General features: G+C 70.3%; 25 protein-coding genes. 3 read left to right on the top strand and 22 right to left on the bottom strand.

Annotation, left to right across the window (positions count from 1 at the left end; all coding sequences use genetic code 11):
• The 17 genes from AC3A6Y_RS08270 to AC3A6Y_RS08190 all read right to left on the bottom strand — a co-directional run bounded on the left by AC3A6Y_RS08270 (window position 1) and on the right by AC3A6Y_RS08190 (window position 17,705).
• Window positions 1–1,452, bottom strand: a complete 1,452-nt coding sequence (locus tag AC3A6Y_RS08270) for a UDP-N-acetylmuramoyl-tripeptide--D-alanyl-D-alanine ligase (protein WP_487867705.1) — start codon at window positions 1,450–1,452, stop codon at window positions 1–3.
• On the bottom strand, window positions 1,449–2,951 hold the full coding sequence (locus tag AC3A6Y_RS08265; protein ID WP_487867704.1) for a UDP-N-acetylmuramoyl-L-alanyl-D-glutamate--2,6-diaminopimelate ligase: 1,503 nt from the start codon (window positions 2,949–2,951) through the stop codon (window positions 1,449–1,451). Before AC3A6Y_RS08265 ends, AC3A6Y_RS08270 begins: the two co-directional genes overlap by 4 nt.
• On the bottom strand, window positions 2,951–4,699 hold the full coding sequence (locus AC3A6Y_RS08260; RefSeq protein WP_487867703.1) for a peptidoglycan D,D-transpeptidase FtsI family protein: 1,749 nt from the start codon (window positions 4,697–4,699) through the stop codon (window positions 2,951–2,953). The genes AC3A6Y_RS08265 and AC3A6Y_RS08260 overlap by 1 nt, the downstream gene beginning before the upstream one ends.
• A gap of 55 nt (window positions 4,700–4,754) precedes the next feature.
• Window positions 4,755–5,102, bottom strand: a complete 348-nt coding sequence (gene ftsL / locus AC3A6Y_RS08255; protein ID WP_487867702.1) for a cell division protein FtsL — start codon at window positions 5,100–5,102, stop codon at window positions 4,755–4,757.
• A 3-nt stretch (window positions 5,103–5,105) separates the two neighbouring features.
• Entirely contained in the window at window positions 5,106–6,029 is a 924-nt protein-coding gene (rsmH, locus tag AC3A6Y_RS08250) for a 16S rRNA (cytosine(1402)-N(4))-methyltransferase RsmH (protein WP_487867701.1), read from the bottom strand.
• 8 nt (window positions 6,030–6,037) lie between these two features.
• Window positions 6,038–6,466, bottom strand: a complete 429-nt coding sequence (mraZ, locus tag AC3A6Y_RS08245; RefSeq protein WP_068683908.1) for a division/cell wall cluster transcriptional repressor MraZ — start codon at window positions 6,464–6,466, stop codon at window positions 6,038–6,040.
• A gap of 257 nt (window positions 6,467–6,723) precedes the next feature.
• Entirely contained in the window at window positions 6,724–8,046 is a 1,323-nt protein-coding gene (hslU, locus tag AC3A6Y_RS08240; RefSeq protein ID WP_487867700.1) for an ATP-dependent protease ATPase subunit HslU, read from the bottom strand.
• A 16-nt stretch (window positions 8,047–8,062) separates the two neighbouring features.
• The gene (gene hslV / locus AC3A6Y_RS08235; RefSeq protein WP_106558545.1) at window positions 8,063–8,608 is read right to left on the bottom strand and encodes an ATP-dependent protease subunit HslV; all 546 of its coding nucleotides are present in this window, start codon (window positions 8,606–8,608) and stop codon (window positions 8,063–8,065) included.
• A 135-nt stretch (window positions 8,609–8,743) separates the two neighbouring features.
• A complete protein-coding gene (locus tag AC3A6Y_RS08230) occupies window positions 8,744–10,333 on the bottom strand; it encodes an STAS domain-containing protein (RefSeq protein ID WP_487867699.1) in 1,590 nt (529 codons plus the stop codon).
• 30 nt (window positions 10,334–10,363) lie between these two features.
• Window positions 10,364–11,302: an RNA polymerase-binding protein DksA gene (dksA, locus tag AC3A6Y_RS08225; RefSeq protein ID WP_487867698.1), complete on the bottom strand. Its 939-nt coding sequence runs from the start codon at window positions 11,300–11,302 to the stop codon at window positions 10,364–10,366.
• A 238-nt stretch (window positions 11,303–11,540) separates the two neighbouring features.
• Entirely contained in the window at window positions 11,541–12,587 is a 1,047-nt protein-coding gene (locus AC3A6Y_RS08220) for a CobW family GTP-binding protein (RefSeq protein ID WP_487867697.1), read from the bottom strand.
• A gap of 99 nt (window positions 12,588–12,686) precedes the next feature.
• On the bottom strand, window positions 12,687–13,889 hold the full coding sequence (locus AC3A6Y_RS08215; RefSeq protein ID WP_487867696.1) for a class I SAM-dependent rRNA methyltransferase: 1,203 nt from the start codon (window positions 13,887–13,889) through the stop codon (window positions 12,687–12,689).
• Window positions 13,886–14,881: a tyrosine-type recombinase/integrase gene (locus AC3A6Y_RS08210; RefSeq protein ID WP_487867695.1), complete on the bottom strand. Its 996-nt coding sequence runs from the start codon at window positions 14,879–14,881 to the stop codon at window positions 13,886–13,888. Before AC3A6Y_RS08210 ends, AC3A6Y_RS08215 begins: the two co-directional genes overlap by 4 nt.
• Window positions 14,865–15,482 carry a YdcF family protein gene (locus AC3A6Y_RS08205; RefSeq protein ID WP_487867694.1) on the bottom strand — a complete coding sequence of 206 codons (618 nt, stop codon included), beginning with the start codon at window positions 15,480–15,482 and terminating at the stop codon, window positions 14,865–14,867. Before AC3A6Y_RS08205 ends, AC3A6Y_RS08210 begins: the two co-directional genes overlap by 17 nt.
• Complete coding sequence (locus tag AC3A6Y_RS08200; protein WP_487867693.1) at window positions 15,479–16,144, bottom strand: DUF484 family protein; 666 nt, start codon at window positions 16,142–16,144, stop codon at window positions 15,479–15,481. The genes AC3A6Y_RS08205 and AC3A6Y_RS08200 overlap by 4 nt, the downstream gene beginning before the upstream one ends.
• A gap of 30 nt (window positions 16,145–16,174) precedes the next feature.
• Window positions 16,175–17,050, bottom strand: coding sequence for a diaminopimelate epimerase (dapF, locus tag AC3A6Y_RS08195; protein WP_487867692.1), 876 nt, complete (start codon window positions 17,048–17,050; stop codon window positions 16,175–16,177).
• Between the two features lie 31 nt (window positions 17,051–17,081).
• Window positions 17,082–17,705, bottom strand: a complete 624-nt coding sequence (locus AC3A6Y_RS08190) for a DsbA family protein (protein ID WP_487867691.1) — start codon at window positions 17,703–17,705, stop codon at window positions 17,082–17,084.
• 21 nt (window positions 17,706–17,726) lie between these two features.
• Between AC3A6Y_RS08190 and AC3A6Y_RS08185 the strand changes: the two genes are divergently transcribed.
• Entirely contained in the window at window positions 17,727–19,274 is a 1,548-nt protein-coding gene (locus AC3A6Y_RS08185) for an FAD/NAD(P)-binding protein (protein ID WP_487867690.1), read from the top strand.
• A 27-nt stretch (window positions 19,275–19,301) separates the two neighbouring features.
• On the opposite strand, the gene AC3A6Y_RS08180 is transcribed toward AC3A6Y_RS08185, so the two are convergent.
• Entirely contained in the window at window positions 19,302–19,991 is a 690-nt protein-coding gene (locus AC3A6Y_RS08180) for a histidine kinase (protein ID WP_487867689.1), read from the bottom strand.
• A gap of 153 nt (window positions 19,992–20,144) precedes the next feature.
• Here AC3A6Y_RS08180 and AC3A6Y_RS08175 point away from each other — a divergent pair, with 153 nt between their 5' ends.
• Window positions 20,145–20,963 carry an alpha/beta hydrolase gene (locus AC3A6Y_RS08175; protein WP_487867688.1) on the top strand — a complete coding sequence of 273 codons (819 nt, stop codon included), beginning with the start codon at window positions 20,145–20,147 and terminating at the stop codon, window positions 20,961–20,963.
• Between the two features lie 32 nt (window positions 20,964–20,995).
• Here the strand turns inward: AC3A6Y_RS08175 and AC3A6Y_RS08170 are convergent, their stop codons facing one another.
• Both AC3A6Y_RS08170 and AC3A6Y_RS08165 read right to left on the bottom strand, forming a co-directional pair.
• The gene (locus AC3A6Y_RS08170; RefSeq protein WP_487867687.1) at window positions 20,996–22,249 is read right to left on the bottom strand and encodes a cyanate transporter; all 1,254 of its coding nucleotides are present in this window, start codon (window positions 22,247–22,249) and stop codon (window positions 20,996–20,998) included.
• Entirely contained in the window at window positions 22,246–23,454 is a 1,209-nt protein-coding gene (locus tag AC3A6Y_RS08165) for an amidohydrolase family protein (protein ID WP_487867686.1), read from the bottom strand. The genes AC3A6Y_RS08170 and AC3A6Y_RS08165 overlap by 4 nt, the downstream gene beginning before the upstream one ends.
• Before the next feature lie 191 nt (window positions 23,455–23,645).
• On the opposite strand from AC3A6Y_RS08165, the gene AC3A6Y_RS08160 reads away from it, so the two are divergent.
• Window positions 23,646–24,416 carry a GntR family transcriptional regulator gene (locus AC3A6Y_RS08160; RefSeq protein ID WP_487867685.1) on the top strand — a complete coding sequence of 257 codons (771 nt, stop codon included), beginning with the start codon at window positions 23,646–23,648 and terminating at the stop codon, window positions 24,414–24,416.
• A gap of 7 nt (window positions 24,417–24,423) precedes the next feature.
• Here AC3A6Y_RS08160 and corA read toward each other — a convergent pair whose 3' ends face one another.
• Entirely contained in the window at window positions 24,424–25,401 is a 978-nt protein-coding gene (corA, locus tag AC3A6Y_RS08155) for a magnesium/cobalt transporter CorA (protein WP_487867684.1), read from the bottom strand.
• A 90-nt stretch (window positions 25,402–25,491) separates the two neighbouring features.
• On the bottom strand, window positions 25,492–26,268 hold the full coding sequence (locus AC3A6Y_RS08150) for a slipin family protein (RefSeq protein ID WP_487867683.1): 777 nt from the start codon (window positions 26,266–26,268) through the stop codon (window positions 25,492–25,494).
• Window position 26,269 lies beyond the last annotated feature (1 nt).

The following is a 26,269-nucleotide window of genomic DNA, read 5'->3' as shown; positions in this document are numbered from 1 at the left end:
TCATGGCCGGCCCTCCTCTTTGTCGTTGTCGTTGTTCTGTTGCGCGCAAGCGGAGGCGATGGCCTGGACCACGCGCTCCATCCGCATGAAGCGCGAACCCTTGACCAGCACGCTGGCGATGCGCGGCAGCTGCGCGAGCACCGCGGCATCGAGCGCCTCGATGTCGCCGAAGTGCCGCGCCTCGGCACCGCCGGCGCGTGTGAAGGCGTCGGTGGCGTGGACCGATGCGTCGCCCAGCGCGTACAGCGATTCGATGCCGCGCTCCGCCGCCCAGGCGCCGACCTCGGCATGGAACTGCGGGCCGCGGTCGCCGACCTCGCCCATGTCGCCCAGCACCAGCAGGCGCGGGCCCGGCAGGCCGCTGAGCACGTCGACGGCGGCGCGCACGGAATCGGGGTTGGCGTTGTAGCTGTCGTCGACCACGGTGATGGCACGGCCGTCCGCCAGCAGCAGCTCGCTCGCCCGCGAACGCCCCTTGACGGGCTCGAAAGCGGCGAGGCCTTCGGCGATCTTTTCGACCGAAACCCCGCAGGCCAGTGCGCAGGCGATGGCCGCCAGCGCGTTCACCACGTTATGGCGCCCGGCGATGCGCAAGGTGGAGCGGATCTCGCCGAGCGGAGTGCGGGCCTCGAACTCCCAGGCGCCGTGCTTCCACTCGGCGCGGCCGAGCGCGATGTCGGCATTGGGCTGCTCGCCGAAGCTCAGGCAGCGCCGCGGCGCGCCCTCGTGCGCCATCTCGTTCCACAGCGCGGTGAAGGCGTCGCCGTAGGGGAAGACGGCCGTGCCGTTGTCCGGCAGCGCGGCGAACACGGCGCCGTTCTCGCGGGCCACCGCCTCGACCGTGGCCATGAACTCCTGGTGCTCGCGCTGTGCGTTGTTGACCAGGCCGATGGTGGGGCGGGCGATCGCGGCCAGCCGCGCGATCTCGCCCGGGTGGTTCATGCCCAGCTCGACCACCGCCAGCTGGTGGCGCTCGCGCAGGCGCAGCAGCGTCAGCGGCAGGCCGATCTCGTTGTTCAGGTTGCCGATGGTGGCCAGCGCCCGGTCCACGCCCGCGGCCCGCAGGATGGAGGCGATCATCTGCGTGACGGTGGTCTTGCCGTTGCTGCCGGTGACCGCGACCAGCGGCAGGTCGAACCGGGAACGCCAGCCCGCGGCCAGGGCGCCCAGGGCGGCCAGGGTGTCGGGCACTTCCAGGCCCGGAAGGCCGGCGGCCTCCAGCCCCCGATGCGCGATGGCCGCGGCGGCGCCGCGCGCGCGCGCTTCGGCCAGGAAGTCGTTGGCGTCGAAGCGCTCGCCCTTCAGCGCGACGAACAGGTCGCCGGCCGCCAGGGTGCGGGTGTCGCTGTGCACGCGCGAGATGGCCACGTCCGGATCGCCGATCAGGCGCGCGCCGGGAATCCAGGCCAGCGCCTCGCGGAGCGTCATCATGGGAGCTTCTTCAGCGCTCATGCTGCTCCCCTCCTTTGCGTCAATGCATCGATGGCATGCGCCCGGTCGGAGAAGGCGATGCGCTCGCCCGCGATCTCCTGCCAGGCCTCGTGGCCGCGGCCCGCCAGCAGCACGACGTCCTCGGGCGCGGCCTGGGCCAGCGTCTGGCGGATCGCTTCGGCGCGATCGGGCTCGACCTGGGCGGCCTCGGGGCGCGCCAGTCCCAGCAGGATCTGGCTGATGATGGCGCCGGGCTTCTCGCTGCGCGGGTTGTCGCTGGTCAGCACCACGCGATCGGCCTGCTTCTCGGCCACCGCGGCCATCATCGGCCGCTTGGCCCGGTCGCGGTCGCCGCCGCAGCCGAACATGCACCACAGCTGCCCGCCGCGTTGCCGCGCCAGCGGGCGCAGGCCGGCCAGCGCCTTGTCGAGCGCATCGGGCGTGTGGGCGTAGTCGACCACGGCCAGCGGCCGGCCCGGCAGGCTCACGCGCTCCATGCGGCCGGGCACGCTGTCCAGCCGGGCGCAGGCAGCCACGGCTTGCGCGAGCGTGAGGCCCAGCACGCGCAGGGTGCCGAGCACGCCGAGCAGGTTGGCCACGTTGTACTGGCCGATCAGCTGCGTCGACAGCCGCTCGGGCGCGGCTCCCTGCTCCACCACGGTGAACTGCAGGCCCTGGGCGTCGTAGCCGATCTGCGTCGCCGCGAGGCGGGCCGGCGCACCGGCAGCGGAGACGGTCCAGATGTCCGGAGCGCCCTCGCCGCGCTCGATCAAATTGGCCACCAGGCTCGCGCCGTGCACGTCGTCGATGTTGACCACCGCGGCGCGCAGGCCCGGCCAGCGGAACAGCTCGGCCTTGGCCTGCCAGTAGGCGTCCATGCTGCCGTGGTAGTCCAGATGGTCCTGGGTGAAGTTGGTGAACACCGCGACCGCGATGCGCGTGCCGTCCAGGCGGCGCTCGGCGATGCCGATCGAGGAGGCCTCGATCGCGCAAGCGCCGAAGTTGCGCTGCGCGTACGCGCGCAGCTCGCGCTGCAGCATCACCGGGTCGGGCGTGGTGAGGCCGGTGTAGGTGAGATCCGGCGGCACGCCGATGCCGAGCGTGCCCATCACGGCGCAGGGCCGCGTGCCGTCGTGCGCCGCCAGCGCCTGCGCCAGCCACCAGGCGGTGGAGGTCTTGCCGTTGGTGCCGGTGACGGCGAGCACGTCCAGGCGCGACGACGGGTGGTCGTGGAAGGCAGCGGCGATCGGTCCGGTCGCGGCCTTCAGGCCGGCGTAGCGCGCGATGCGCTCGTCGCCCGCGTCGAAGCCGAAAGCCTCGGCGCCTTCGGCCTCGACAAGGCAGGCCGCGGCGCCCTGGGCCAGCGCGGCCGCGACGTGGCGCCGGCCGTCGGTCGCCGCGCCCGGCCAGGCGACGAAGCCGTCGCCCGCGCCCACCGGACGGCTGTCGGCATGCAGCACGCCGCGCACGCGGGACTTCAGCCAGTCCGCGGCCTCGAGAGGGTTGCGGAGCGCCAGCATCAGAAGCTCTCCTCCACGCCGTTGGTCACGACCAGCGGTTTGACTGCCAGGTCCGGCGGCACGTTCATCATGCGCAGCGTCTGTTGCACCACTTCGCTGAACACGGGGGCCGCCACCAGGCCGCCGAAGTACTGGCCGGCGCTCGGCTCGTCGATCATCACCGCCACGATGATGCGCGGCTTCTCGATCGGCGCCATGCCGGTGAACCAGGAGCGGTACTTGTTGCTGGCGTAGCCCCTGCCGACCTGCTTGTGCGCGGTGCCCGACTTGCCGCCCACCGAATAGCCGATGGTCTGCGCGCGCTGGCCGGTGCCGCCGGGGCCCGCGGCCATCTGCAGCATCTTGCGCACGGCCAGCGCGTTCTGGGGCGAGAACACCTTCACGCCCACCGCCGGGTCGGAATTCTTGAGGATGGTGGCCGGAATGATGGCGCCGTCGTGCGCGAAGGCGGTGTAGGAATGCGCCATCTGGAACAGCGAGGCCGAGAGGCCGTAGCCATAGGCCATGGTGGCCTGCTCGACCGGCTTCCAGCTCTTCCACGGGCGCAGCCGTCCAGTCACTGCGCCGGGGAACTGGAGCTGCGGTTTCTGGCCGTAGCCGAGCGCGGTGTAGGTGTCCCACATTTCGTGCGGCGTCATCTTCTGGGCGATCTTGAGCGCGCCCACGTTGCTGGACTTCTGGATCACGCCCTCCACCGTCAGCAGGCCGTAGTTGTGGGTGTCGCTGATGGTGAAGCCGCCGATGCTGAAGCGCCCCGGGGAGGTGTCGATCGGCGTCAGCGGCTTGATGCGGCCGGCCTCCAGCGCCATCGCCACCGTGATGGGCTTCATGGTCGAGCCCGGCTCGAAGGTGTCGGTGAGCGCGCGGTTGCGCAACTGCTCGCCGGTGAGGTTCTGCCGCTTGTCGGGCACGTAGCTCGGGTAGTTGGCCAGCGCCAGCACTTCGCCGGTGATGGCGTCCAGCACCACCACGCTGCCGGCCTTGGCCTTGTTGCTGGTGACGGCGTCGCGCAGCTTCTGGTAGGCAAAGAACTGCACCTTGCTGTCCACGGAGAGCTGGATGTCCTTGCCGTCCACCGGCGGCACCTGCTCGCCGATGCCCTCGACCACGCGGCCGAGGCGGTCCTTGATCACGCGCTTCGAGCCGGCGCGGCCGGCCAGCTCGTTGTTGAAGGCGAGCTCGATGCCTTCCTGGCCCTTGTCCTCGACGTTGGTGAAGCCCACCACGTGCGCGGCCGCCTCGCCCTCGGGGTACTGCCGCTTGTATTCCTTGCGCTGGTAGAGGCCCTTGATGTTGAGCTCGGCGATCTGCTTGGCGATCGGCTCGTCGACCTGCCGCTGGATCCAGACGAAGGTCTTGTCCTCGTCCTCCAGCTTCTTGTCGAAGTCCTTCTGCGCCATGCCCAGCAGCTTCGCCGCCTGGCGCAGCTTGGCCTTGACCTCCGGGTCGTCGCGCTCGATGTCTTCGGGAATCGCCCAGATGCTGGGCGCCACCACGCTGGAGGCGAGCAGCAGGCCGTTGCGGTCCAGGATGCGGCCGCGATTGGCAGGCAGCTCCAGCGTGCGGGCGAAGCGCACCTCGCCCTGGCGCTGGAAGAAGGCGTTGCCGAACACCTGCACATAGGCCGCGCGGCCGGCCAGCACCAGGAAGCCGAAGGCAATGCCGGCGACGATGAACTTGCTGCGCCAGACGGGCGTCTTGCTCGCCAGCAGCGGGCTGGTGGTGTATTGGACGCTGCGGCGGCTCATGGAGTACCTCCGCCTGCGACTGCGGCGCCGTTCGCCCCGGGAGCGAGCCTGCGGATCATGGCGTACTCCTGCGCGCCGGCGCCGCGGGCGCGGGCGCTGCGGGCACCGGCGCGGGCGCCGCGATCGCCGGGATCACCGTGCCGTCGGCGCGCACGTACTGCGTGATGGCCGGCGTGGTGGTGCGCATCTTCAGCTGCTCCTTGGCCAGCCGCTCGACCCGCAGCGGCGTGGCCTGGGCGCGCTTCTCCACCTCCAGCCGGTCGCGCTCGAGCTCCAGCCGGCGCGTCTCGCTCTGCTCGCGGTGCAGTTCGGTGAAGAGCTGGCGCGACAGGTACTGCGTGTGCACCAGGTAGATCGCCGAAGCCAGCACGGCGAGGAGCAACAGGAGGTTGAGGCGCACCACGGTTCAGGCCTCCGCCGTGCGTTCGGCCACGCGCAGGATCGCGCTGCGGGCGCGGGGGTTCGCGTCCACCTCGGCCTGCGACGGCTTGATGCGGCCGACCGCCCGCAGCTTCATCGCGCGCGGCGCGGCGAAGGGCGCGCGGCGGTCGTAGACCTCGCGCGAATGCCCGGCGATGAACTGCTTCACGATGCGGTCTTCCAGCGAATGGAAGCTGATCACCGCGAGCCGGCCCTGGGGTTGCAGCACGGAAAGACTCGCTTCTAGCGCCTGTTGCAGCTCTTCAAGCTCGGCGTTGATGAAAATCCGAAGAGCCTGAAATGTGCGCGTTGCAGGGTTCTGGCCCGGCTCGCGGGTTTTGACCGTGCCAGCCACGAGCTCGGCCAGCTCGGCGGTGGTTGAAATTGGGCCCCGTTCCTGTCGGCGAGCTGCAATCGCCTTTGCAATCTGAACAGCAAACCGTTCCTCGCCATAGTCACGAATCACCTCCGCCATCTGCTGTATTTCGGCCGTTGCCAGCCACTCGGCCACGCTCTGGCCGCGCGTGGTGTCCATGCGCATGTCGAGCGGGCCGTCGAAACGAAAAGAAAAACCCCGCACGGGGTTGTCGATGTGCGGGGAGCTCACGCCCAGATCCATCAGCACGCCGGCGACGCTGCGCGGCGGCAGCTCCCCCAGGTGGTCGAAGCTCTGGTGCCGGATGGAAAAACGCGCATCCTCGATGCGCGCTGCCTCGGCCACCGCTTCCGCGTCCTTGTCGAACGCGATCAGCCGGCCGGCCTCGGACAGTCTCTCCAGGATGGCCCGGGAGTGACCGCCGCGCCCGAAGGTGGCATCGACGTAGGTGCCGGGGGCGGGCGCGCTGCCGGGAAGAAGGGCTTCCACCGCCTCCTTCAACAGCACGGTCGTATGGCTCCATGGCGCTTGCACTGGCGGCCTCAGAACGAGAAGTCCTGGAACACATCGGGCATCTCGCCCTGGGTGGCCTCGGCCTCCTTGGCGTCGTAGGTGGCCTTGTCCCAGAGCTCGAAGTGGTTGCCCATGCCGAGCAGCAGCGCGTCGCGCGTGATGCCGGCGGCCGCACGCAGCTCGGGGGAGATCAGCACCCGGCCGGTGCCGTCCATGTCCACGTCCATCGCATTGCCCAGGAAGACGCGCTTCCACCACTGTGCCGACATCGGGAGCGCCGCGATGCGCTCGCGGAATTTCTCCCACTCCGGACGCGGGAACACCATCAGGCAGCCATGGGGGTGCTTGGTGATCGTGAGCTGGCCGGCGGCTGTCGCGCTCAGGACGTCACGATGCCGGGTCGGCACGGAGAGCCGCCCCTTGGCATCGAGACTGAGCGATGAAGCCCCTTGAAACACGACCGCGAACCCCTGTTTGGAGGTGCCGCGCACCTCGGCGAGGCACGAACGGACACTTTTTCCCACTTAACTGCACTTTTTTGCACTGTAGCAGGAAACACCTACCACGCAACGGGGCGTCGCGGCTATTTTTTGTAATGGAATCAACGACTTAGCAGTGTTTTTGAAGTCTCGAAAACACCTAATTCCGTTGCAAATGAAGCACTTAGCTCACGCAATGAATGTGTTGCGTGAACCGTCTCAGTGCAAAAGCCCGATCAGAGGATGAAGCGGGAAAGGTCTTCGTCGTGACTTAGTGCCGAGAGACGGGCGTCGACATAGGCGGCGTCGATGTGCACCGTCTGGCCTTCGAGCTTGGCGGCGTCGAAGCTCACTTCGTCGAGCAACCGCTCCATCACGGTGGAGAGGCGCCGGGCGCCGATGTTCTCGGTGCGCTCGTTGACCTCGTAGGCGATGCTGGCCAGCCGGGTGATGCCGTCGGCCGCGAACTCCAGCGCCACGCCTTCGGTCGCCAGCAGCGCCTGGTACTGCTTGACCAGCGAGGCCCGGGTCTGGGTGAGGATGCTTTCGAAGTCCGCCACCGACAGCGACTGCAGCTCGACACGGATCGGAAAGCGGCCCTGCAGCTCGGGGATCAGGTCGCTGGGCTTGCTCAGGTGGAAGGCGCCGCTCGCAATGAAGAGGATGTGGTCGGTGCGCACCACGCCGTACTTGGTGCTCACCGCCGTGCCCTCGACCAGCGGCAGCAGGTCGCGCTGCACGCCCTGGCGCGAGACATCGGCGCCCTGGGCCTCGCTGCGGGTGGCGACCTTGTCGATCTCGTCGATGAAGACGATGCCGTTCTGCTCGGCGTTGTTGATCGCCTGGGTGCGGATCTCGTCCTCGTTGAGCAGCTTGGCGGCCTCCTCGTCGACCAGGAGGCGCATGGCCTCACCGATCTTGAGCTTGCGCGTCTTGCGCCGGCCCTGGGTGAGCTGGCCGAACATGCCGCGCAGCTGCTCGGTCATGTCCTCCATGCCGGCGGGCCCCATGATCTCGAGCGGAGCGCGCTGCTCGGCCAGCTCGATATCGATTTCCTTGTCGTCGAGCTGGTGCTCGCGCAGCTTCTTGCGGAAGGCCTGGCGCGTGGCGTTGCCGCTGTCGGCGCCCGCGCCATCGGCCGTGCGGGCCGGGGGCAGCAGCACGTCGAGGATGCGCTCCTCGGCGCCGTCCTCGGCGCGCATGCGCACCTTGGCGCTCTCGCTCTCGCGCGTCTGCTTGACGGCGATTTCGGCCAGGTCGCGGACGATGGAATCCACGTCCTTGCCCACGTAGCCCACCTCGGTGAACTTGGTGGCCTCGACCTTGATGAAGGGCGCATCGGCCAGTCGCGCGAGCCGGCGCGCGATTTCGGTCTTGCCCACGCCGGTGGGGCCGATCATGAGGATGTTCTTGGGCGTGATCTCGGCGCGCAGCTTTTCGTCGACCTGCTGGCGGCGCCAGCGGTTGCGCAGCGCAATCGCCACGGCGCGCTTGGCGTCGGGCTGGCCGACGATGTGGTTGTCGAGTTCGGAGACGATTTCCTGTGGGGTCATGGGCATGGGCGACTCGCTGGGCTCACAGGGTTTCGATGGTGTGATGCATGTTGGTGTAGATGCAGAGCTCGCCCGCGATCTCGAGGGACTTCTTCACGATGTCGGCAGCGCTCAGCTCGGTGTGGTCGAGCAGGGCCTTGGCCGCGGCCTGGGCGTAGGCGCCGCCGGAGCCGATGGCGATGATGCCGTTCTCGGGCTCCAGCACGTCGCCGTTGCCGGTGATGATCAGCGAGCTGTGCGCGTCGGCCACGGCCAGCATCGCCTCCAGGCGGCGCAGCACGCGGTCGGTGCGCCAGTCCTTGGTCAGCTCGATCGCGGCACGCGCCAGGTGGCCCTGGTGCTTCTCGAGCTTGCCCTCGAAGCGCTCGAAGAGGGTGAAGGCATCGGCCGTGGCGCCGGCGAAACCGGCGAGGACCTTGCCCTGGTAGAGCCGGCGCACCTTGCGCGCGCTGCCCTTGATGACGATGTTGCCCAGCGTGACCTGGCCGTCACCGCCGATCGCGACCTGGTCGCCGTTCGGGGACTTGCGGCGCACGCTGATGATCGTGGTTCCGTGAAATTGTTCCATCGAGGCAATATGGCTATGGCCCGCACGAATGCAAGCCGGAAAGCGGAAAGGAGGCGGCAAACAGAATAACGCGTTGCGGCGACCTCTTCCGACAGGGAGCGCAGGGCGTGGAGTGCCCGGCTGTCGCCAGATGTTTCAGTTCGCCCGGATGCCCACTTCGGCGTGGTCCGCGATGCCGATCACGCCAAAGAATGCCGCGACGAGGCGATGAGCATCGACGAAGGCGACCCGCTGACCTCGCGCATCGCGGGCGGTGACCCAGTTCAGCAGCGAGCCCGCCGCCTGGAAATCGATGCGCACCAGCGCCGCACAGGAAATGCTCAGGCCCTGCGCATCGGCCAGCTCGGCATCGAGACGCTCCCAGGTCGCGAGCGACTCGCCGGCGAGCTCTCCCGCCAGCGAGCCGTGGCCCGCCGCGGCGGCCGTCGGTGCGGCGTCGGCGCCTATCAGCTCGTCGTCGCGGCCCGAGATCGAGAAGCCGGACGACACCGACGGCCGGGCCGCTGCCGCCGGCGGCTCGAGCTCGCCGAAGTCGCCCTTGGGATCTTCCCAGGGTGGCGGCGAGACCTCGTAGGTGATGCAGTAGTTGAGCGCCAGCAGCTCGAACTCGTCGGCCCGGTGCATGACGCGCAGGGCCGCCATGTGCAGCTGCCACCAGACGGCGTCGACGCGCCGTTCGTTGACCGGGGTGGCCTCGGTGAGCACGATCAACAGCCGGTCGGCCCCGGCGAAGCGCAGTTGCACCGGCGAGTCGGCCCAGTGGTTGAACAGCGCGCGCAGCGGGCCGGCGGCATCGGCCTCGATGGCGTCGATCGCGCTCCAGTCCAGCTTCCAGGAGGGGCCGGCCGCAGCCAGGGCGCGCGTCAGGGCGAGCAGGTTCTCGCGCTTGAGCACCGGCGGGCTGGCCCAGTCGGCGCCGCCGGCCGGTGGCGGTTCCGGCGCCGGGGTGGCCGCCGCCACGACCTGGGCATGGCGCGCCACCGCGCGCAGCGAGATCCATTCGGGCGGGCCGCGCTTGGTGCGCTGCGCATAGCGCACCGCGGTGGCCGAGAATTTCTCGCTGTCTCCCGTGGCACGGTAGAAGTCGAACAGGGCGCGCCAGGTGTCGTCGTGGTCGGCGCCCGAAGCCTCGGGCGCCAGCGCCTGCAGCAGGATGGCCTCGGTGCCGGCATCGTCGCCGTGGGCGAAGCGGATCGCGGCTTCCTCGATGCAGCCGTCGGAGACGGAGGGCACGGCGGCCGGGCCGGCGGCGCCCTGGGGCGGCGGCACGCCCGGCACGGTGTCGGCATAGGCCCGCGCGTGCTGGGCCGCCATGTCGCCACCGGGGCCGGCCTTGCCATCGCCGGCGGCCTCGCCGGCGGGGCCGCGGTTCTTCCACCACTGCTGCGACATCTGCTCTTCGATCTCGGCGATCTTCTTGAGCGTGAGCGCGCGGCCTTCGGTCTTGCCGGAAGTGCTGCTGATGTTGAAGGAGGACGGCGTGGCCGCCGGGTCGCGCCCGCCCGCCGCCTCCCGCTGGCGCAGCTTGCGCAGCATGTCGAACTCGCGGCGGCGCACGAAGTCGTTGCGCTGCCGCCGCTCGATCATTTCCTTGAGCATCTCGCGGCTGTAGCCGTTCTCGAGCTGCGAGGACTCCTCGGCGTCGAGCTCGGACCAATCCTTGAGGGGATTGCGAACGAACTTCGCCACCTTGGACAGCAGGCGCCCGGTATCTTCCTTGGCCATGCGCGGCAACTCCCCTGTCCGGTCCGGCGTTCAGTCGCCGTACATCTTCTGCTTGAGCTCGCGGCGCTGCTGCGCTTCGAGCGACAGCGTGGCGGTCGGGCGGGCCAGCAGGCGGCCGACGCCGATGGGCTCGCCGGTCTCGTCGCAGTAGCCGTAGTCGCCGTTGTCGATGCGCTGGATCGACTGCTCGATCTTCTTGAGCAGCTTGCGCTCGCGGTCGCGGGTGCGCAGCTCCAGCGCGTGCTCTTCCTCGATGGTGGCGCGGTCGGCCGGGTCGGGCACCACCACGGTGTCCTCGCGCAGATGCTCGGTGGTCTCGCCGGCGTTGTCGAGGATGCCGCGCTTCAAGGCCTGCAGCTTGAGGCGGAAGAAGGCCATCTGCTTTTCGTTCATGTACTCCGCGTCGGGCATCGCGATCACCTCGGCGTCGCTGAGCTCCTCGGCCGACTTGGTCTTCCAGTTGTTCGCCAGCTTGGGGTCTTTCTTGACGGCGATGGGCGGCGGCGGCACGAGCGCCGTGTCCGCCACCTGCACGAAGCTGGACTTGGCCGCGGTGGAGGCCACCGATTGGGGCATGGAAGGCACGGTCAGTTGCGACAACCGCGAAACGCGCCCGCCGCGTGCAGGAGCGGGTGTCGGTGCGCTGGAGGGTGGGTTGCTGGTGGAGTCGGTCTCGGTCGGAGTGGTCATGGCAGTTGTCGCCGCAGTGGTGGAGGCCGTGGGCGCCTTTTTTACGGGAATCGATGAAGCAGGTGCGGCGGCGTGGGTACCGGCCGCCTTGGTTGATGGAGAAGCACCTGCACCCGCCGCCTTGACCTTGCTCTCGGCAGGGGGCTTCGGCGGCGCGGCAGGCCTCGCGGGCTTGGACGCGGAAACCTTCTTCGCGGCGGGCGCAGCCTGCTTGGCAACCGCCGTCTTCTTGACGGCGGGCTTGGACACGGGCGTTGCCTTGGCGACTGGTTTCTTCACGGTGACTGGCTCCTTCGACGAACTGGTACGCGCCCAGGGGTTATACCCCCGAAAGCACGCCGAAAACGTGCGCAGCTCTATGCCGAAAGTCACACATCGTCCCGGGAAGGACGGTGCCTGGCGTCCGGAACAGGCGCGCGATTGTATAGAGAACTCGAAGGGATGGGCGCGCGAGCCGGTACCGGGTGTTCCCTGCCCCGGCCGCGGACGCCCGGGCCGGCTCAGGGCGAGCGGGATCTCAGACCAGGCACTGCTCCAGACCCTGCTCCAGGATCTCGCGCGGCAGGTCGATGCCGATGAACACCATGCGGCTGTTGCGCTTCTCGTCGGGGCCCCAGGCCGGGCCGAGATCGCTGCCCATCAGCTGGTGCACGCCCTGGAAGATCACCTTGCGCTCGGTGCCCTGCATGTGCAGCACGCCCTTGTAGCGCAGCATGCGCGGCCCGTAGATGTTGACGATGGCGCCCAGGAAGTCCTCCAGGCGGGCCGGGTCGAAGGGGCGGTCGGCGCGGAAGACGAAGCTCTTCACGTCGTCGTCATGGTGATGGTGGTGGCCCTGGCCCTCGTGCTTGTGCGAGGGGTGGTCGCAGTGCTCGCCGTGCGCATGGTCGTGGTCGTGCTCCTCTTCCTCCTTGAGGAAGTCCGGGTCGATGTCCAGCTTGGCATTGAGGTTGAATCCGCGCAGGTCGAACACGTCCTTCAAGGGCACGTCGCCGAAATGCACCTTCTGCTGCGGTGCGCGCGGGTTCATGTGCTTGAGGCGGTGGATCAGCGCTTCGGTCTCTTCGGCCGCGACCAGGTCGCTCTTGCTGATGAAGATCTGGTCGGCAAAGCCCACCTGGCGCCGTGCCTCCTGGCGGTCGTCGAGCTGCTGCGGCGCATGCTTGGCATCGACCAGCGTGAGGATCGAGTCGAGCAGGTAGCTCTCGGCGATCTCGTCGTCCATGAAGAAGGTCTGCGCCACGGGGCCCGGGTCGGCCAGGCCGGTGGTCTCGATCACCACGCGGTCGAAGTCGAGCAGCCCCTTGCGTTTCTTGGCGGCGAGCAGCTGCAGGGCCTCGCGCAGGTCCTCGCGGATGGTGCAGCAGATGCAGCCGTTGCTCATCTGCACGATCTGCTCCTTGGACTCGGTGACCAGGATGTCGTTGTCGATGTTCTCCTCGCCGAACTCGTTCTCGATCACGGCGATCTTCTGCCCGTGCGCCTCGGTCAGGATGCGCTTGAGCAGCGTGGTCTTGCCCGAGCCGAGGAAGCCGGTGAGGATGGTGGCGGGAATCAGGGCCATGGATGCTCCGGGAATGGGGACAGGGGAAGGCGGGAAGTTTAGCCACGCACCCGGGGCCGCGTTCCGGCAGGGGCAAAAGGCCACCAGGGCCCGAGCGGCCTATTTGCGCACCACCAGAAGGCCTTTCAGGTATTCGCCCTCCGGGAATTCGATCGTCATGGGGTGGTCCGGTGCCGCGCCCAGGCGCTCGCTGATGTAGCCGTCCACGCCGGCGTCGATGCCGGCCGAGGCCACGATCTTGTGGAACAGGTCGGCGCCGATGCCGCCCGAGCAGGAGAAGGTCAGCAGCACGCCGCCCGGCTCGAGCAGCTTCAGCGCCAGGCGGTTGAGGTCCTTGTAGGCCCGCGCCGCGCGCTCGGCATGGGCCACGGTGGGGGCGAACTTGGGCGGGTCCAGCACGATGGCGTCGAAGCTGCGGCCCTCGTCGAGGAAGCGGCGCAGGCTGGCGTTGACGTCGGCATCGAGGAACTCCGTGCGGGCCCCTTCGAAGCCATTGAGGGCCACGTGGGCCCGGGCGCGCTCCAGCGCCGGAAGCGAGGAGTCGATGGACAGCAGCTCCGCCCCTTCCAACGCGCCCGCCGCCTTCAGCCCGGCCAGCGCCGCCACCGTGAAGCCGCCGGTGTAGCAGAAGCAGTTGAGCACGCGCCGGAAGCGCCGGTGCCGTGCCAGATCGGCGAAGCGCCGGCGGCTGTCGCGCTGGTCGAGGTAGAAGCCGGTCTTGTGGCCGGTGGCGATGTCCAGCGTGAGCTGCCAGTCGTGCTCGCGGATGGTGAGCTCGGTGGGCCCGCTGCCGCGCAGCCAGCCGGAAACCGGCGGCAGGCCCTCGCGCTCGCGGCCGCTCGCATCGGAGCGCTCGTAGAGCTTCGCGAGGCCGGTGGCAGCCAGCAGCGCATCCGCCAGCACCGGCTTCCAGCGCTCGGCGCCGGCCGACAGAAACTGCGCCACCAGCGTGTCGCCGTAGCGGTCGACGATCAGCCCCGGCAGGCCGTCGGCCTCGCCATGGACCAGGCGCACGCCCTCGCTCGGCAGCTCGAAGCGCTCCCGCGCCGCCACCGCGCTCGATACCCGCGACGCCATGAAGGCCGCGTCGATGCGCTGCTGCTCGTCGAAGCTCCAGGCCCGCGCGCGGATCTTGGAATGCGGGCTGAAGGCCGCCCAGGCCAGGAAGCGGCCGTCCTCGGCCTCGATGCGCACGGTCTCGCCGGCGTCGCCGCCGCCCTTGGCGATGGCCGATTCGAAGACCCAGGGGTGGCGGCGAAGGAGCGAGCGCTCCTTACCGGGGCGAAGGCGCAGGACTTTCATTTGCTCTTGTTCTTGACGATCGTGGGGGCGGCTTCCTCGCGAGCCTTGGCCCGGGGATGCGCCGCGTCGTAGGCCTTGGCCAGGTGCTGGAAATCCAGGCGCGTGTAGATCTGCGTCGTCGAGATGCTGGCATGGCCCAGCAGCTCCTGCACGGCGCGCAGGTCGCTGCTGGACTGCAGCACATGGCTGGCGAAGGAATGGCGCAGCATGTGCGGATGCACCGGCGCGGCCAGGCCGGCCTTCAGGCTGCGCTGGCGCAGCTGGCGCCAGACCCCTTGCGAGGACATGCGCACGCCGGTGCGGCCGATGAAGAGCGCCGCGGCGCCGGCCGGATCGCGCAGCTGCGCCGCCGGCAGCGCCGCGCAGTCCTCGCGCCGTGCGATCCAGGCTGCCAGCGCCTCGGCCGCCTTGGCGCCCACCGGGACGCTGCGCCGCTTGCTGCCCTTGCCCAGCACGCTGGCCTCCCGCGCGTCGAGGTCCACCCAGCCGCGCGCGGTGTTGCTTGCGCGCAGATCCAGGCCGGTCAGCTCGCTGACGCGCAGGCCGCAGCCGTAGAGCAGCTCCACGATGGCGCGGTCGCGCGCCTCGATCCACGGGTCGGCCTCGTCGTCGTGCAGCTCGGCGAGCTGCACCGCCTCGTCGACCGCCAGCGCTTTCGGCAGTGGCCGCCCGGCCTTCGGCGCGTGGACGTCCTGCACCGGGTTCGAGCCGATCCGCCCTTCGTGACCCATCCACCGGTAGAAGCCGCGCCAACAGGACAGCACCAGCGCAATGCCGCGCGACTCACGGCCCGCGCTGTGCAATTGCGCCATCCAGCGGCGCACGTGCGCGGTCTCCACCTGGTCCAGCGCCAGCCCCGCGGCCTGCGCCTTCTGCACCAGCGTCTTCAGGTGGATCGCATAGAGCTCGACACTGCGCTCCGCCAATCGGCGCTCGACCCGCACGTGCTCGAGGTATTTCTCGACGAGCGGCGATTCAGTGGAGGTATCCATTGACGGCATTGTTCACGATGGCAAGCGGCTCACGCAACGCGCCCCGGAAGGCCATGCCCCAGCGCTGCCAGCAGGGGGTGGACGCGGCGGCGTACTGCACCTCGAAACGGCCGTCGAAGCCGGTGGCCCGCGCCAGCCGCTCGACGCGCCACAAGTGATACGGCTCGGAGACGACGATCACGCGCTTCACGCCCGCGGCCTCGAGCAGATGCCAGGACATCGACAGGTTCTCCCGCGTGGATTGCGACACCGCCTCCAGCAGCAGCGGGCCTGCGTAGCCTGAGGCACGCGCATGCTGCTGCATCACCTCGGCCTCGATGCGCCCGTCCTCCCGGTCGATCCCGCCCGAGAACACGAGCTGGCGTACCAGCCCGGCACGTGCCAGTGCGACGGCGACGTCGACGCGTCCCGTGAGGCAGGGGTTGGGCCGGCCGTCCCGGTACGCGCGATTGCCGAGTACCAGCGCCACGTCGGCTGCCTGCCCGGGCGGATGCGCGAGCCGCTCGCGCGCATGCAGCCAGACGGTGCAGTGGATCGCGGCATAGCCCAGCAGCGACACCAGCAGCGCGCCCGGCAGCGCGCGCCGCAGCCGCGCGATCAAGCGCGCAGCCGCGACAGCGCCGCCGAGGCCAGCTCGGCGATGCGCTCCAGGAAGTCGGTGCCCATTTCCGCGTTGAAGCGATGCGCATCGGGCGATGCCAGCACCAGCAGGCCGAAGGCCGGCGCATCGGCCTCGGGCCGCAGCGGAATCAGCGCGATCGACACCGCCGCCTGCGGCTCGGCCAGCCAGCTGGCGACCTCGAAGCCGGCGTTGAGGCCGCAATAAGGCGCGGTCAGCGAGGTGGCCAGCGCTTTCATGTCCTCGCTCACGTGCTGCGCGTAGGGCTCGTGGAGGTAGCTGCTGTCGCAGTCCCAGACCTTGATCGTGACCTGCGGCACCACGAACAGCGTCTGCAGGTCGCCCGCGATGCGCGTGGGCAGCGACCGCGGATCGCGCATGGTCAAGAGCCCGCGCGTCCAGCGCTGGAGGCGGTCGGCCGTCACCACGTTCTCGGTGCCGTGGCGCACCATGTCCATCACGCGGTGCTCCAGCGCCTTGATCTTCTCGCGCAGCATCTCGGCCTGGCGCTCCTGCAGGCTGACCGCGCGATTGCCGTGCGGGCTGGTGAGCTGCACCTGCGCCAGCAGCTGCGCATGGCGTTCGAAGAAGTCGGGCGTGTTCGAGAGGTAGTTGGCGATGTCGTCTTCGGTGATGGGGTTCATGGCGTCTTTGTGATTGGATTTCATGGCGCTTTATGGGGCATCGGGGACCTCGATCTCGCCCTCGAACACCGTGACGGCGGGGCCGGTCATCAGCACCGGCGCGCCGTCGCCGGCCCATTCGATGGTCAGCAGCCCGCCGTGGGTCTGCACGTCGACGCGCGCATCGAGCCGCCCGAGCCGGATGCCCGCCACCACCGCGGCGCAGGCGCCGGTGCCGCAGGCCAGCGTCTCGCCGGCGCCGCGCTCGAACACGCGCAGGCGCACGTGGCTGCGATCGACGATCTGCATGAAGCCGGCATTGACGCGCTGCGGAAAGCGCGGATGGTGCTCGATCGCGGGCCCTTGCTTGGCCACCGGCGCGGTATCGACATCGGGCACGATCTGCACCGCATGCGGATTGCCCATCGAGAGCACCGCCACCGACACCTTGGCACTGTCGGCGTGCGTGCCCAGGGTGAGATGCCAGGTGTGCCAGCCGCTGTCGTGCTGCGGGTCGAGCCCGGCGGTGTCGAAGGGCACGCGCTGCGGCTCGAAGATGGGGGCGCCCATGTCCACCGTGACGCGGCCGTCCGCGCCCATCCTGGGCTCGATCACGCCCGACAGCGTCTGCACCCGCACCTGCTCCTTGTCGGTCAGGCCGTGCTCGCGCACGAAGCGCATGAAGCAGCGCGCGCCGTTGCCGCATTGCTCGACCTCGCCGCCGTCGGCGTTGTGGATCACGTACTCGAAGTCGACGCCTTCGGCCGGCGCGGGCCGCACGCTGAGGATCTGGTCGGCGCCGACGCCGAAATGGCGGTCGGCCAGGAAGCGGTACTGCGCCGCGTCGAGGCCCAGCGCGCCGCGGGTCTCGTCCAGCACGACGAAGTCGTTGCCGGCGCCCTGCATCTTGTTGAAGCGGATTCGCATCGGGGGATTATCTGCCGCGCCGGGTTTCCGATCAGCGGCGCATGCGGTCGAGCGCCCGGTCCAGAAAGGCCAGCCGGTCCTGCCCCCAGAAGCGCTCCCCCTCCAGGACATAGGTCGGCGACCCGAACACGCCCCTCTCCACCGCCTCGGCGCTGTTGGCACGGTACGTGGCCTGCGTCTCCGCGCCCTGCTCCAGCGCCTGCAGCGCCGCGCCGTCGTAGCCGTTCTCGTCGGCCACCGCGATGCGCACCTCGGCTTTCGAGGTGTCGCGCTCCTCGGCCCACAGCGCGCGCAGCAGCGCATGCGAGAGCGGCTGTGCGTCCAGCCCCTGCAACTGGGCGGCGATCACCATCCAGCCGGCGTACTTGTTCCAGTCCGGATCGGACGGTTTGCCCTTGGGATAGTGCGCCGGCTCCAGCACCAGCGGCATGCCCAGGTAGTCCCGCCAACGGGCGAGCTCGAGCGCGTGGTAGCTGCGGCGCGCCTGCGGCCGGGTCTTCAGCGGAATGCCACCGGTCTGCGGCACCACGGCCTGAAAGTCGTAGGGCTTGAGCGTGAGGCGCACGTGGTGGCGGCGCACGATGTCCTGCAGTTGCGGGCCGCCGAGGTAGGCCCAGGGCGAGGAAAGGCTGTAGTAGCAGTCGAGGGCGATCATCTTCTGGATTATCTTCAGGCCATGCCTGACGACGAACTCCCTTCGGCCGCGCTGCCGCCGGTGCCCCCGCAGTTCACCACCAGCCCGCGCGACGCGGCGGCGCTCGAGGCCCTCGCCCGCCAGGCGCGCGCCGACCTCGAACGCATCAACGTCCCGCCGCCCGCGTGGATGCTCCCGGCCGATTCCGCCACCGACGCTTCGCCGGTGCTCGACGTGCTGGTGGCCGGCGCCGGCATGTGCGGCCAGACCGCCGCGTTCGCGCTGCGCCGGGAGGGCCTGACGAACATCCGCGTGATCGACCGCGCCCCGCGCGGCGAGGAAGGCCCCTGGGGCACCTATGCACGCATGCTCACGCTGCGCAGTCCCAAGCAGGTCGGCGGGCCGGAGCTCGGCGTGCCTTCGCTCTCCTTCCGCGCCTGGTACGAGGCGCAGCACGGCAGCGAGGGCTGGCAGGCGCTGCACAAGATCGGCCGCATCGACTGGCGCGACTACCTGCTGTGGGTGCGCGACACGGCCGGCCTGGCGGTGGACAACGGCATCGGCTTGCGCTCGGTCTCGCACGACGAAGACGGCCGCCTGCTCGTGATCGAGCTGGAAGGCCCGGCGGGCCGGCGCGAGACCGTGCGCGCGCGCCAGTTGGTGCTGGCGCTGGGCCGCGACGGCAGCGGCGCGCCGCGCTGGCCCGACTTCCCGACGCTGCGGCGCGACGACCCGCTCGCGGCCGGCCGGGTGTTCCATTCGGCCGATGCGATCGACTTTGCCGCCCTCGAAGGCCGGCGCATCGGCGTGCTCGGCGCCGGCGCCTCGGCCTTCGACAACGCGGGCTGCGCGCTGGAGGCCGGCGCCGCCCAGGTGCAGCTGTTCGCGCGCCGGCCGCAGCTGCCGCAGATCAACAAGAGCAAGGCCGCCTCCAGCCACGGCTTCCTGCGCGGCTTCGAGGGGCTGGACGATCCGCGCAAGTGGCGCGTCTACACCTACATCTTCGACGAGCAGGTGCCGCCGCCCTGGGAGAGCGTGCGACGCTGCGACGCGCACGAAGCCTTCACGCTGCGCCTGGGCACGCCCTGGCTGGACGTGGCGCCCGACGAGGACGGCGTGACGGTCGCCCTGCCCGACGGCGGCAGCGAGCGCTTCGATGCGGTGATCTTCGGCACCGGCTTCGACGTCGACCTGCTCGACCGACCGGAGATCGCGCGCTACACGCCGCTGGTCGACACCTGGGCCCGCCATGTGCCCCCCGAGGAGGCACGGCGCTACCCCGAGCCGGCGCGCTTTCCCTACCTGGGCGCCGGCTTCGAGCTGCGCGCCCATGCGCCCGGGGCGCCGGACGCCGCCGCCGCGCTCTCGCGCATGCGCCTCTTCAACTGGGGCGCCACCATGAGCCACGGCGCGCTGGCGGGCGACATCCCCGGCCTGGCGATCGGCGCGACCCGCCTGGCCCAGGCGATCGCGCGCGACCTGTTCGTGGAAGATGCCGACCGCCATTGGGCGCGGCTGCAGGCCCATGACGAGCCCGAGCTGGCCGCGACACGTTGGTACGTTCCGCCGGACCGGCGCGAAACGCGCTGATCGGCACCGGCCGGGGAACGCCCGGCTTCAGCTGGAGCGCAGCGTGAGCCGCACCGTCTCGCCCTCGACCGCCACCGGATAGCCCAGCCCGTCCGCCAGCGCCTGCAGCGCCACGGCATCGATGGCCAGCTTGCGCGGTGCGCGCAGGGCGCCCGCCATCGGCGGCATCGAATCGGCGAGGGCCGAATCGCCATGGGTCGCGACGAAGCGCAGGCCCTCGGGCCCGTCGGCCTCGATGTGAAGGGCGCCGAGCCGCTCGGTGGTGTCGTGCAGGTAGCCCAGCGCGCCCAGCACCATGTAGCGCAGGGCCGCGCCCTCCGGGAAGCGCGGCTCGTCGGGCGTGCCGGCGATCAGGTCCTCATCCACGTGCAGCCCGATGCCATGGAGCTCGAAGGCCGCGCGCATCAGCGAGGCGCAGCGCTGCACCAGCGTGCTGCGCGTGATGCCGTCGTCGCTCGCGACCAGCTCCCAGTCGCGCAGCGAGCGCACGCCGTCGGCCAAGGCATCGACCTGCTGGGAGATGGCTTCGAGCGGCTCCTCCGACGCGCCTTCGTCCGGCGACGCCGCCGCCGCACGGTGCTTGAGCAGCAGCAGGCTCATGCGGATCACCGACAGGGGTGCGGCCATGTCGTGCCGCAGCGCCGGCAGGGCGCGCGTGAGCAACTCGTGCCGCACTCCGGCGACGATCCAGCTTCTGGCTCCGGGTGAGGCTTTCACTTTCAAATCGAATGGTTTCCGCGGGAAGAGAGGCTCCGAAGTATGGGCGCGCGCCGGCGCGCGGCCTTGTAGGAGAGGGCCTCCTGCTCCGGCGCGCCCGGGCGCTGCGATCTGGAAGAATGATCCATGGCTCCAGCGGCCGAAAGCAAGCGCATGAACGACGACCCCCAGTACCAGTACGTCCAAGGGCAGGCGCGCCCCGCCTTCCCGGCCCTGCTCGCGGACTACGAGGCCCGCAGCCGCGCCGCAGCGGCCGCCGCCGACTGCGCGCTCGACCTGCCCTACGGCCCGCACGCGCGCCAGACCTTCGACTTCTTCCCGGCGCGCGGCAGCCCGCGCGGCACGCTGGCCTACTTCCACGCCGGCTACTGGCAGTCGCGGGACAGGTCGGGCTTCCGCTTCGTCGCGCCCCCCTACGTGCGGGCCGGCATCCATGTCGCGCTGGTCAACTACCCGCTGTGCCCGGAGGTCTCGGTGGCCGCCCTGGTCGAGGCGGCGCGGGCCTGCGTGCCGGCGATCCGCGCGCAGGCCGGTGGCGGCGGTGCGCTGGTGCTCGCCGGCCATTCGGCGGGCGCGCACATCGCCGTCGAGCTGGCGCTGGCGCAGCAGCCCGGCGCGGCGCCGATCGCGGGCGTGGCGGCGCTGAGCGGCATCTACGACCTGGCCCCGCTGGTGGCGACCACGCTGAACGACAAGCTGCAGCTCGACGCGGCCAGCGCGAAGGCCTGCTCGCCCCTGCATCGCGTGCGCACCGGCGCGGCGCCGGCACTCGTCGGGGTGGGTGGCGCGGAAACGCCGGCCTTCGTGGCGCAGAGCCGGGACTTCCACGCGGCGTGGAGTGCCGCCGGCAATCGCTCTGCGCTGCACATCGAGGCCGGGGCGGATCACTTCAGCCTGCTGGAAGCCTTTGCATCGCCTGACACGGCGCTGTTCGGAGAAGTCCTGGGGTTGTTCGGAAGCGACGGCGGCTAGCGAGGGGTGCGTGCACGTCGGAGGCTCCGCGATCACGTCCCGCGAGCAAAGATCCCCCGCGTCGACTCCCCATAGCGCCGAGGCGCGAAGCAGGCCGTCATCGGAATCAGCGCGAGCGCCATCACCGCGAGGTACAACCAGCCCGCGCCGAAGCCGCCGCTCATCCCGCGCACCCAGCCGGTGGCGAAAGGCGCCAGCGCCGCGATCATGAAGCCGAAGCACTGCATGAAGGCAGCCAGCGCGCCGGCCTCCGCCGGGTCGGGCCGGTGATCGAGCGCGAGCACCATGCACAGCGAGAAGCCGCCGCCGAGACCGAAGCCCAGCAGCACGACCACGCCTGTGGCTGCGGGCAGCTCCCGGAACAGGCCGCCGAAGCCGGCAATCTGGATCAGCAGCAGCGCGGCGAGCCACAGACGCAGGTCGCGCCGGCCGCGCGCCAGCGCCGGCATCACGAGTGCCGCCAGCACCTGCGCGGCGGTCATCAGCGCGAGCAGCGCACCCGCCTCCTGGCTGCTCCAGCCCCGCTGCACAAAGGCAGGCGGCAGCCAGGCGACCAGGCTGGTGTAGCCGCCGTTGAGAAGCCCGAAGTAAAGGGCGAGCAACCAGGCGCGCCGGCTGCGCAGGCACTGCAGCAGCCAACCGCCACCCCTGCGTCCGGCACTCGCCGGCGTCGAGATGGCGCGGCCGGCCAGCACCCAGGCCAGCAGCGCCGCCAGCGCCGGCAAGGCCCAGATCGCCAGCCCCGCATGCCAGTCGCCCGCACGGCGCGCCACCCATGGCGCGCCCAGCGCGCCGAGCCCGCCGCCGCCCATGAGGGCGGCCGAGTAAAGGCCCATCGCCAGACCCATGCCGACCGGGTAGGCCCGCTTGATGATCGCGGGCATCAGCGCCTGCACCAGCCCCACGCCCAGGCCCGCGAGCGCGGCGCTGCCCAGGAGCAGTGCCGCCGCGCTCGAGAAAGCGCGGCTCGCGCAGGCCAGCACGATGGCGGCCAGGCCCAGCAGCAGCGCGGCGCGCTCGCCGAGCCATCGGCCCAGCGCAACGCCGGCCAGCGACATCGGCCCCATGGCCAGCATCGGCAGCACGGTGAGCATCGCGGCGTCGCGGAAATCGAGGCCGGTGGCGGCGCGGATCTCGCCCAGCAGCGGACTGCTGGCCGTGAGGAAGGCGCGCAGATTGAGCGCGACCGCCACGATCACCAGCGCGAAGCCGATGCCGGCACCTTGGCGCGCGCCGGCGCCGATCGCTGGAGTGGCTGCGCCTTCGGGCAGCCGGACGCCGCTCACGCCGGCACCACGCCCGGCAAGAGCACACCTTCGCGCGCCACGACGCGCCCGCCCGACACCACCAGCCGCCGCGGCGGCCGTGCGACCACGGCTTGCGCGACGGTCTGCGCCTCGACCAGCACCAGATCGGCGCGGCAGCCGGGCGCCAGGCCGTAGGCCCCGAAGCCGCAGCCGCGCGCGCCCGCCTCCGTCACGCAGTCGAGCGCGACTGCGAGCTCGTCGTCGCGCCGCAGGTTGTAGCGCAGGCCGATCAGCATCGCGCGCTCCAGCATGTCGGGGCTGCCGTAGGGCGACCAGGTGTCGCGGATGCCGTCGTTGCCGCCCAGCACCGTGACGCCGGCCCTGCGGCAGGCCAGGAGCGGCGGCACGGCGCGCGCGGCCGGCGCGCTGGTGATCAGCGCCACGCCCAGCTTCGCCATGCGCGCCAGCAGCGCCTCGCAGTCGCGCTCGGGCAGGTCGCCGAGGCAGAAGCCGTGGCTGATCGCGACGCGGCCCTGCAGGCCCAGCGCGGCCGTTCGATCGAGGATGAGTTCCAGCGAGAAGGCGCCCATCGCGCCGGGCTCGTGCAGGTGGATGTCGAGCGGCCGGCCGTGGCGCTGCGCGATCTCGAAGAGCAGGTCCAGCGAACGCACCGGATCGCCATCGATCGCGCAGGGGTCCAGGCCGCCCAGCACGTCGGCCCCCCGCGCCAGGGCCTGGTCCAGCAGTTCGGCCGTGCCGGGGCGCCCCAGCAGGCCCGACTGCGGAAAGGCCACGATCTGGATCTGCTGCACGTCCTGCATCGCATCGCGGGTGCGCAGCACGCCTTCGAGATGCCGCAGGCCGGCCTCGGTGTCGATGTCCACGTGGGTGCGCAGGCGCGTGGTGCCCAGCGCCAGGAAGGCCCTGGCCAGCGCCCGCGACTGCGCCGCCGCGTCGTGGCCGCTGTCCCGGCGGAAGGCGCGCTCGTTGTCGATGCGATCGACCAGGCGGGGACCGACCTCGTTGCGGTACCAGTCCAGGCCCCACAGCGTCTTGTCCAGGTGGGTGTGGCCCTCGACCAGGCCGGGCAGCAGCAGGGCGCCGCCGCCCTCCTCCACCTCGCAGTCCGCCACGGCTGCGAGCGCGGGGCCGAGAGCGGCGATGCGGCCGTCCTGCACCAGCAGGTCGACGGCAGCGTCGCCCAGCGGGCGCACATTGCGAAGCAGCAGCGAGGGTGGGGACATGGCGGATTCCAGGAAAACGAAGAAGCGGAGTTGGGCAACAGGGGTTTGGCCAGCTGTATGGTCAACTATTGCGATATTTTTGGTTAACCAAACGCATGGTAAAGATTGACCATCGCTTCGTCAATCCCGGCCGGATCGCCGCGACGGGAGGACGGCGGTTAATATTTCCGGCACGCCTTTCCCGCTCTTTCATGCCCACCGCCCGCCTTCGCACGTCCACCGCATCTTCCGCCTCCAGGGCACCCGCTGCGCGCGGCATACCGGCGAAGGCATCCGCCGACTCCACCAGCGTGGACGAGCGCGTCTACGCCGCCGTCTCGAAAGCCCTGCTGAGCGGCAAGCTGCGCCCCGGCACGCCGCTGCGCGAACGCGCCCTGGCCGAGGCGCTGGGCTGCACGCGCGGTGCCATCCGGAAAGTGCTGGCACGGCTGGGCATGGAAAAGAGGCTGGTGCTGGAACACAACCGCGGCGCCTTCGTGCCCAACCCCTCGATCGAGGACATGCGCGGCATCTACCGCGCGCGCCGCATCGTCGAGGCGGGGGTGGTCGCGACGCTGTTCGGACAGTTGTCGCGCGAGCAGGGCGCGGCCCTGCGCAAGCACGTGCAGGCCGAGCAGCGGGCCTTCAAGGAAGGGCGGCGCGAAGACGCGATCCGCCTGGCGGGCGAGTTCCACCTGCTGCTCGCGCGCATGACGGGCAGCGAAGAGCTGCTGTCCTATCTGCAGCGCCTGGTCGCCAACACCGAGCTCTACAAGGCCCTGTACGACTCGGCGGAGGCCGCGAGCTGCGCCCCGCGGGAGCACGAGCAGATCATCGAGGCGCTCTCGGCCGCCTCGCTCGCGAGGGCGCTCTCCGTGGCCCTGGGGCACCTCGACGAGCTGGAGCAGCGCGTGATCGCCGGCGCCGGCGCCGCGCAGCAGGCGCCGGACCTCGCGAGCCTGTTCGCCACCGGCGGATGGTGACGGGCCACTAAACCCAGCCCGCCCGCCTGAAGCGGTAGTACAGCAAGCCGCACAAGCTCGCGATCAGGCCCACCGCGGCCCAGTAGCCGTAGCGCCACTTCAGCTCCGGCATGTGCTCGAAGTTCATGCCCCAGATGCCGGCGAAGGCGGTGCACACGGCGAAGATGGCCGCCCAGGCGGCAAAGCGCTTGGTGACCTCGTTGTCCTCGATCGTGACCATCGAGAGGTTGACGCTGATGGCGGTGCCGATGGTGTCGCGCATCGAGTCGATGGTGTTGTTGATGCGGCCCAGGTGGTCGACCACGTCCCGGAAGTAGTCCTGCGAGCCGACGCAGATCTGCGGCACGCGCCCGCCGTGCAGCTTGCCGGTGCCTTCGAGCAGCGGTGCGACGGCATGCTTGAGCAGCGTGAGGCGCTGCTTGAGCTCGTAGAGCTGCTTGATGTTCTCGCGCGCCGAACCCTTGGTGAAGATGCGCTGCTCGATGGCCTCGAGCTCGACCTCGAAGGCATCGATGACGGGGAAGTAGCGGTCGACCACCGCGTCCATCAGCGCATAGAGCACGAAGCCGGGCCCGTTCTTCAGCAGCTCGGGCTCGCGCTCGCAGCGCTCGCGCACCTCGACGAAGCCGTGCTCGCTGCGGTTGCGCGCCGAGACCACGTAGTTGCGGCCGACGAACACATCGAGCTCGCCCACGGACAGCTCGAAAGGCGTCCCCGCCCGGCCCAATTCGACCAGGTGCAACACCACGAACAGCGAGTCCGCGTACTCCTCGACCTTGGGCCGCTGGTGGCCGTGCTGCGCGTCCTCGACCGCCAGCGGGTGCAGCTCGAACTCCTCCTGCACCTCCGCCAGCTCCGCGGGCGTGGGGTCGTGCAGCGCGACCCAGACGAAGCAGCCGGGCAGCGAGACGTAGTCGCTGATCTCGGAAACGGGAATGTCGGCCAGCTTGGTGCCGTTCTCGTAGGCGACGCAGTTGATGAGCATGCGAGGGACCCGGGCGGTGGGGGGACAGGACGCGGCATCTTGCCACGCGCAGGGGCTGCCGGCCGTGGATAGGTCCGGTGCAAGACGCGATCACCCCTCGGGCTTCTTCTGCAGCCACTGCAACAGCGGCCCCACGATATCCAGCGGCAACGGAAAGATGATGGTCGAGTTCTTGTCGGCCGCAATGACGGTCAGTGTCTCCAGGTAGCGCAGTTGCAGCGCCTGCGGCTCGCGCGCCAGGATCTCGGCCGCCTCGGCCAGCTTGACCGAGGCCTGCAGCTCGCCCTCCGCATGGATCACCTTGGCCCTGCGTTCGCGCTCGGCCTCGGCCTGGCGCGCGATCGCGCGCACCATGTTGTCGTTGAGGTCGACGTGCTTGATCTCGACATTGGTCACCTTGATGCCCCAGGCGTCGGTCTGCGACTCCAGCGTCTTCTGGATGTCGAGGTTGAGGCGCTCGCGCTCGGCCAGCAGGTCGTCGAGCTCGTGCTTGCCCAGCACCGCGCGCAGCGTGGTCTGCGCGAGCTGGCTGGTGGCCTCGAAGTATTTCTCGACCTGGATGATGGCCTTCTGGGCATCGACCACGCGGAAGTAGAGCACCGCGTTCACCTTCACCGAGACGTTGTCGCGCGTGATCACGTCCTGGCTCGGGATGTCCAGCACCATCACGCGCAGGCCGACCCGCACCATCTGCTGGATGCCGGGGATCAGGATCACCAGCCCCGGGCCCTTGACCTTCCAGAAGCGGCCGAGCTGGAACACCACGCCGCGCTCGTACTCGCGCAGGATGCGCAGCGAAGCGGCGATGATGACGATCGCGAACACCACGACGAGCACGGTGAGCGCGAGGCTCAGGTTGAAGAACATG

It is taken from the genome of Variovorax sp. Soil_C_17, from assembly GCF_057657265.1.
The sequence above is the reverse complement of the archived record's forward strand: the minus strand, read 5'-3'. Positions and strand labels throughout refer to the sequence as shown.

Bases quoted from the DNA above. Each gene is read 5' to 3' on its own strand.
- AC3A6Y_RS08270 (WP_487867705.1), bottom strand. From the start codon at position 1,452: ATGAGCGCTGAAGAAGCTCCCATGATGACGCTCCGCGAGGCGCTGGCC.
- AC3A6Y_RS08265 (WP_487867704.1), bottom strand. From the start codon at position 2,951: ATGCTGGCGCTCCGCAACCCTCTCGAGGCCGCGGACTGGCTGAAGTCC.
- AC3A6Y_RS08260 (WP_487867703.1), bottom strand. From the start codon at position 4,699: ATGAGCCGCCGCAGCGTCCAATACACCACCAGCCCGCTGCTGGCGAGC.
- hslU (WP_487867700.1), bottom strand. From the start codon at position 8,046: ATGCCCATGACCCCACAGGAAATCGTCTCCGAACTCGACAACCACATC.
- hslV (WP_106558545.1), bottom strand. From the start codon at position 8,608: ATGGAACAATTTCACGGAACCACGATCATCAGCGTGCGCCGCAAGTCC.
- AC3A6Y_RS08230 (WP_487867699.1), bottom strand. From the start codon at position 10,333: ATGGCCAAGGAAGATACCGGGCGCCTGCTGTCCAAGGTGGCGAAGTTC.
- AC3A6Y_RS08220 (WP_487867697.1), bottom strand. From the start codon at position 12,587: ATGGCCCTGATTCCCGCCACCATCCTCACCGGCTTCCTCGGCTCGGGC.
- AC3A6Y_RS08215 (WP_487867696.1), bottom strand. From the start codon at position 13,889: ATGAAAGTCCTGCGCCTTCGCCCCGGTAAGGAGCGCTCGCTCCTTCGC.
- AC3A6Y_RS08210 (WP_487867695.1), bottom strand. From the start codon at position 14,881: ATGGATACCTCCACTGAATCGCCGCTCGTCGAGAAATACCTCGAGCAC.
- AC3A6Y_RS08200 (WP_487867693.1), bottom strand. From the start codon at position 16,144: ATGAACCCCATCACCGAAGACGACATCGCCAACTACCTCTCGAACACG.
- dapF (WP_487867692.1), bottom strand. From the start codon at position 17,050: ATGCGAATCCGCTTCAACAAGATGCAGGGCGCCGGCAACGACTTCGTC.
- AC3A6Y_RS08190 (WP_487867691.1), bottom strand. From the start codon at position 17,705: ATGATCGCCCTCGACTGCTACTACAGCCTTTCCTCGCCCTGGGCCTAC.
- AC3A6Y_RS08185 (WP_487867690.1), top strand. From the start codon at position 17,727: ATGCCTGACGACGAACTCCCTTCGGCCGCGCTGCCGCCGGTGCCCCCG.
- AC3A6Y_RS08175 (WP_487867688.1), top strand. From the start codon at position 20,145: ATGAACGACGACCCCCAGTACCAGTACGTCCAAGGGCAGGCGCGCCCC.
- AC3A6Y_RS08165 (WP_487867686.1), bottom strand. From the start codon at position 23,454: ATGTCCCCACCCTCGCTGCTGCTTCGCAATGTGCGCCCGCTGGGCGAC.
- AC3A6Y_RS08160 (WP_487867685.1), top strand. From the start codon at position 23,646: ATGCCCACCGCCCGCCTTCGCACGTCCACCGCATCTTCCGCCTCCAGG.
- corA (WP_487867684.1), bottom strand. From the start codon at position 25,401: ATGCTCATCAACTGCGTCGCCTACGAGAACGGCACCAAGCTGGCCGAC.
- AC3A6Y_RS08150 (WP_487867683.1), bottom strand. From the start codon at position 26,268: ATGTTCTTCAACCTGAGCCTCGCGCTCACCGTGCTCGTCGTGGTGTTC.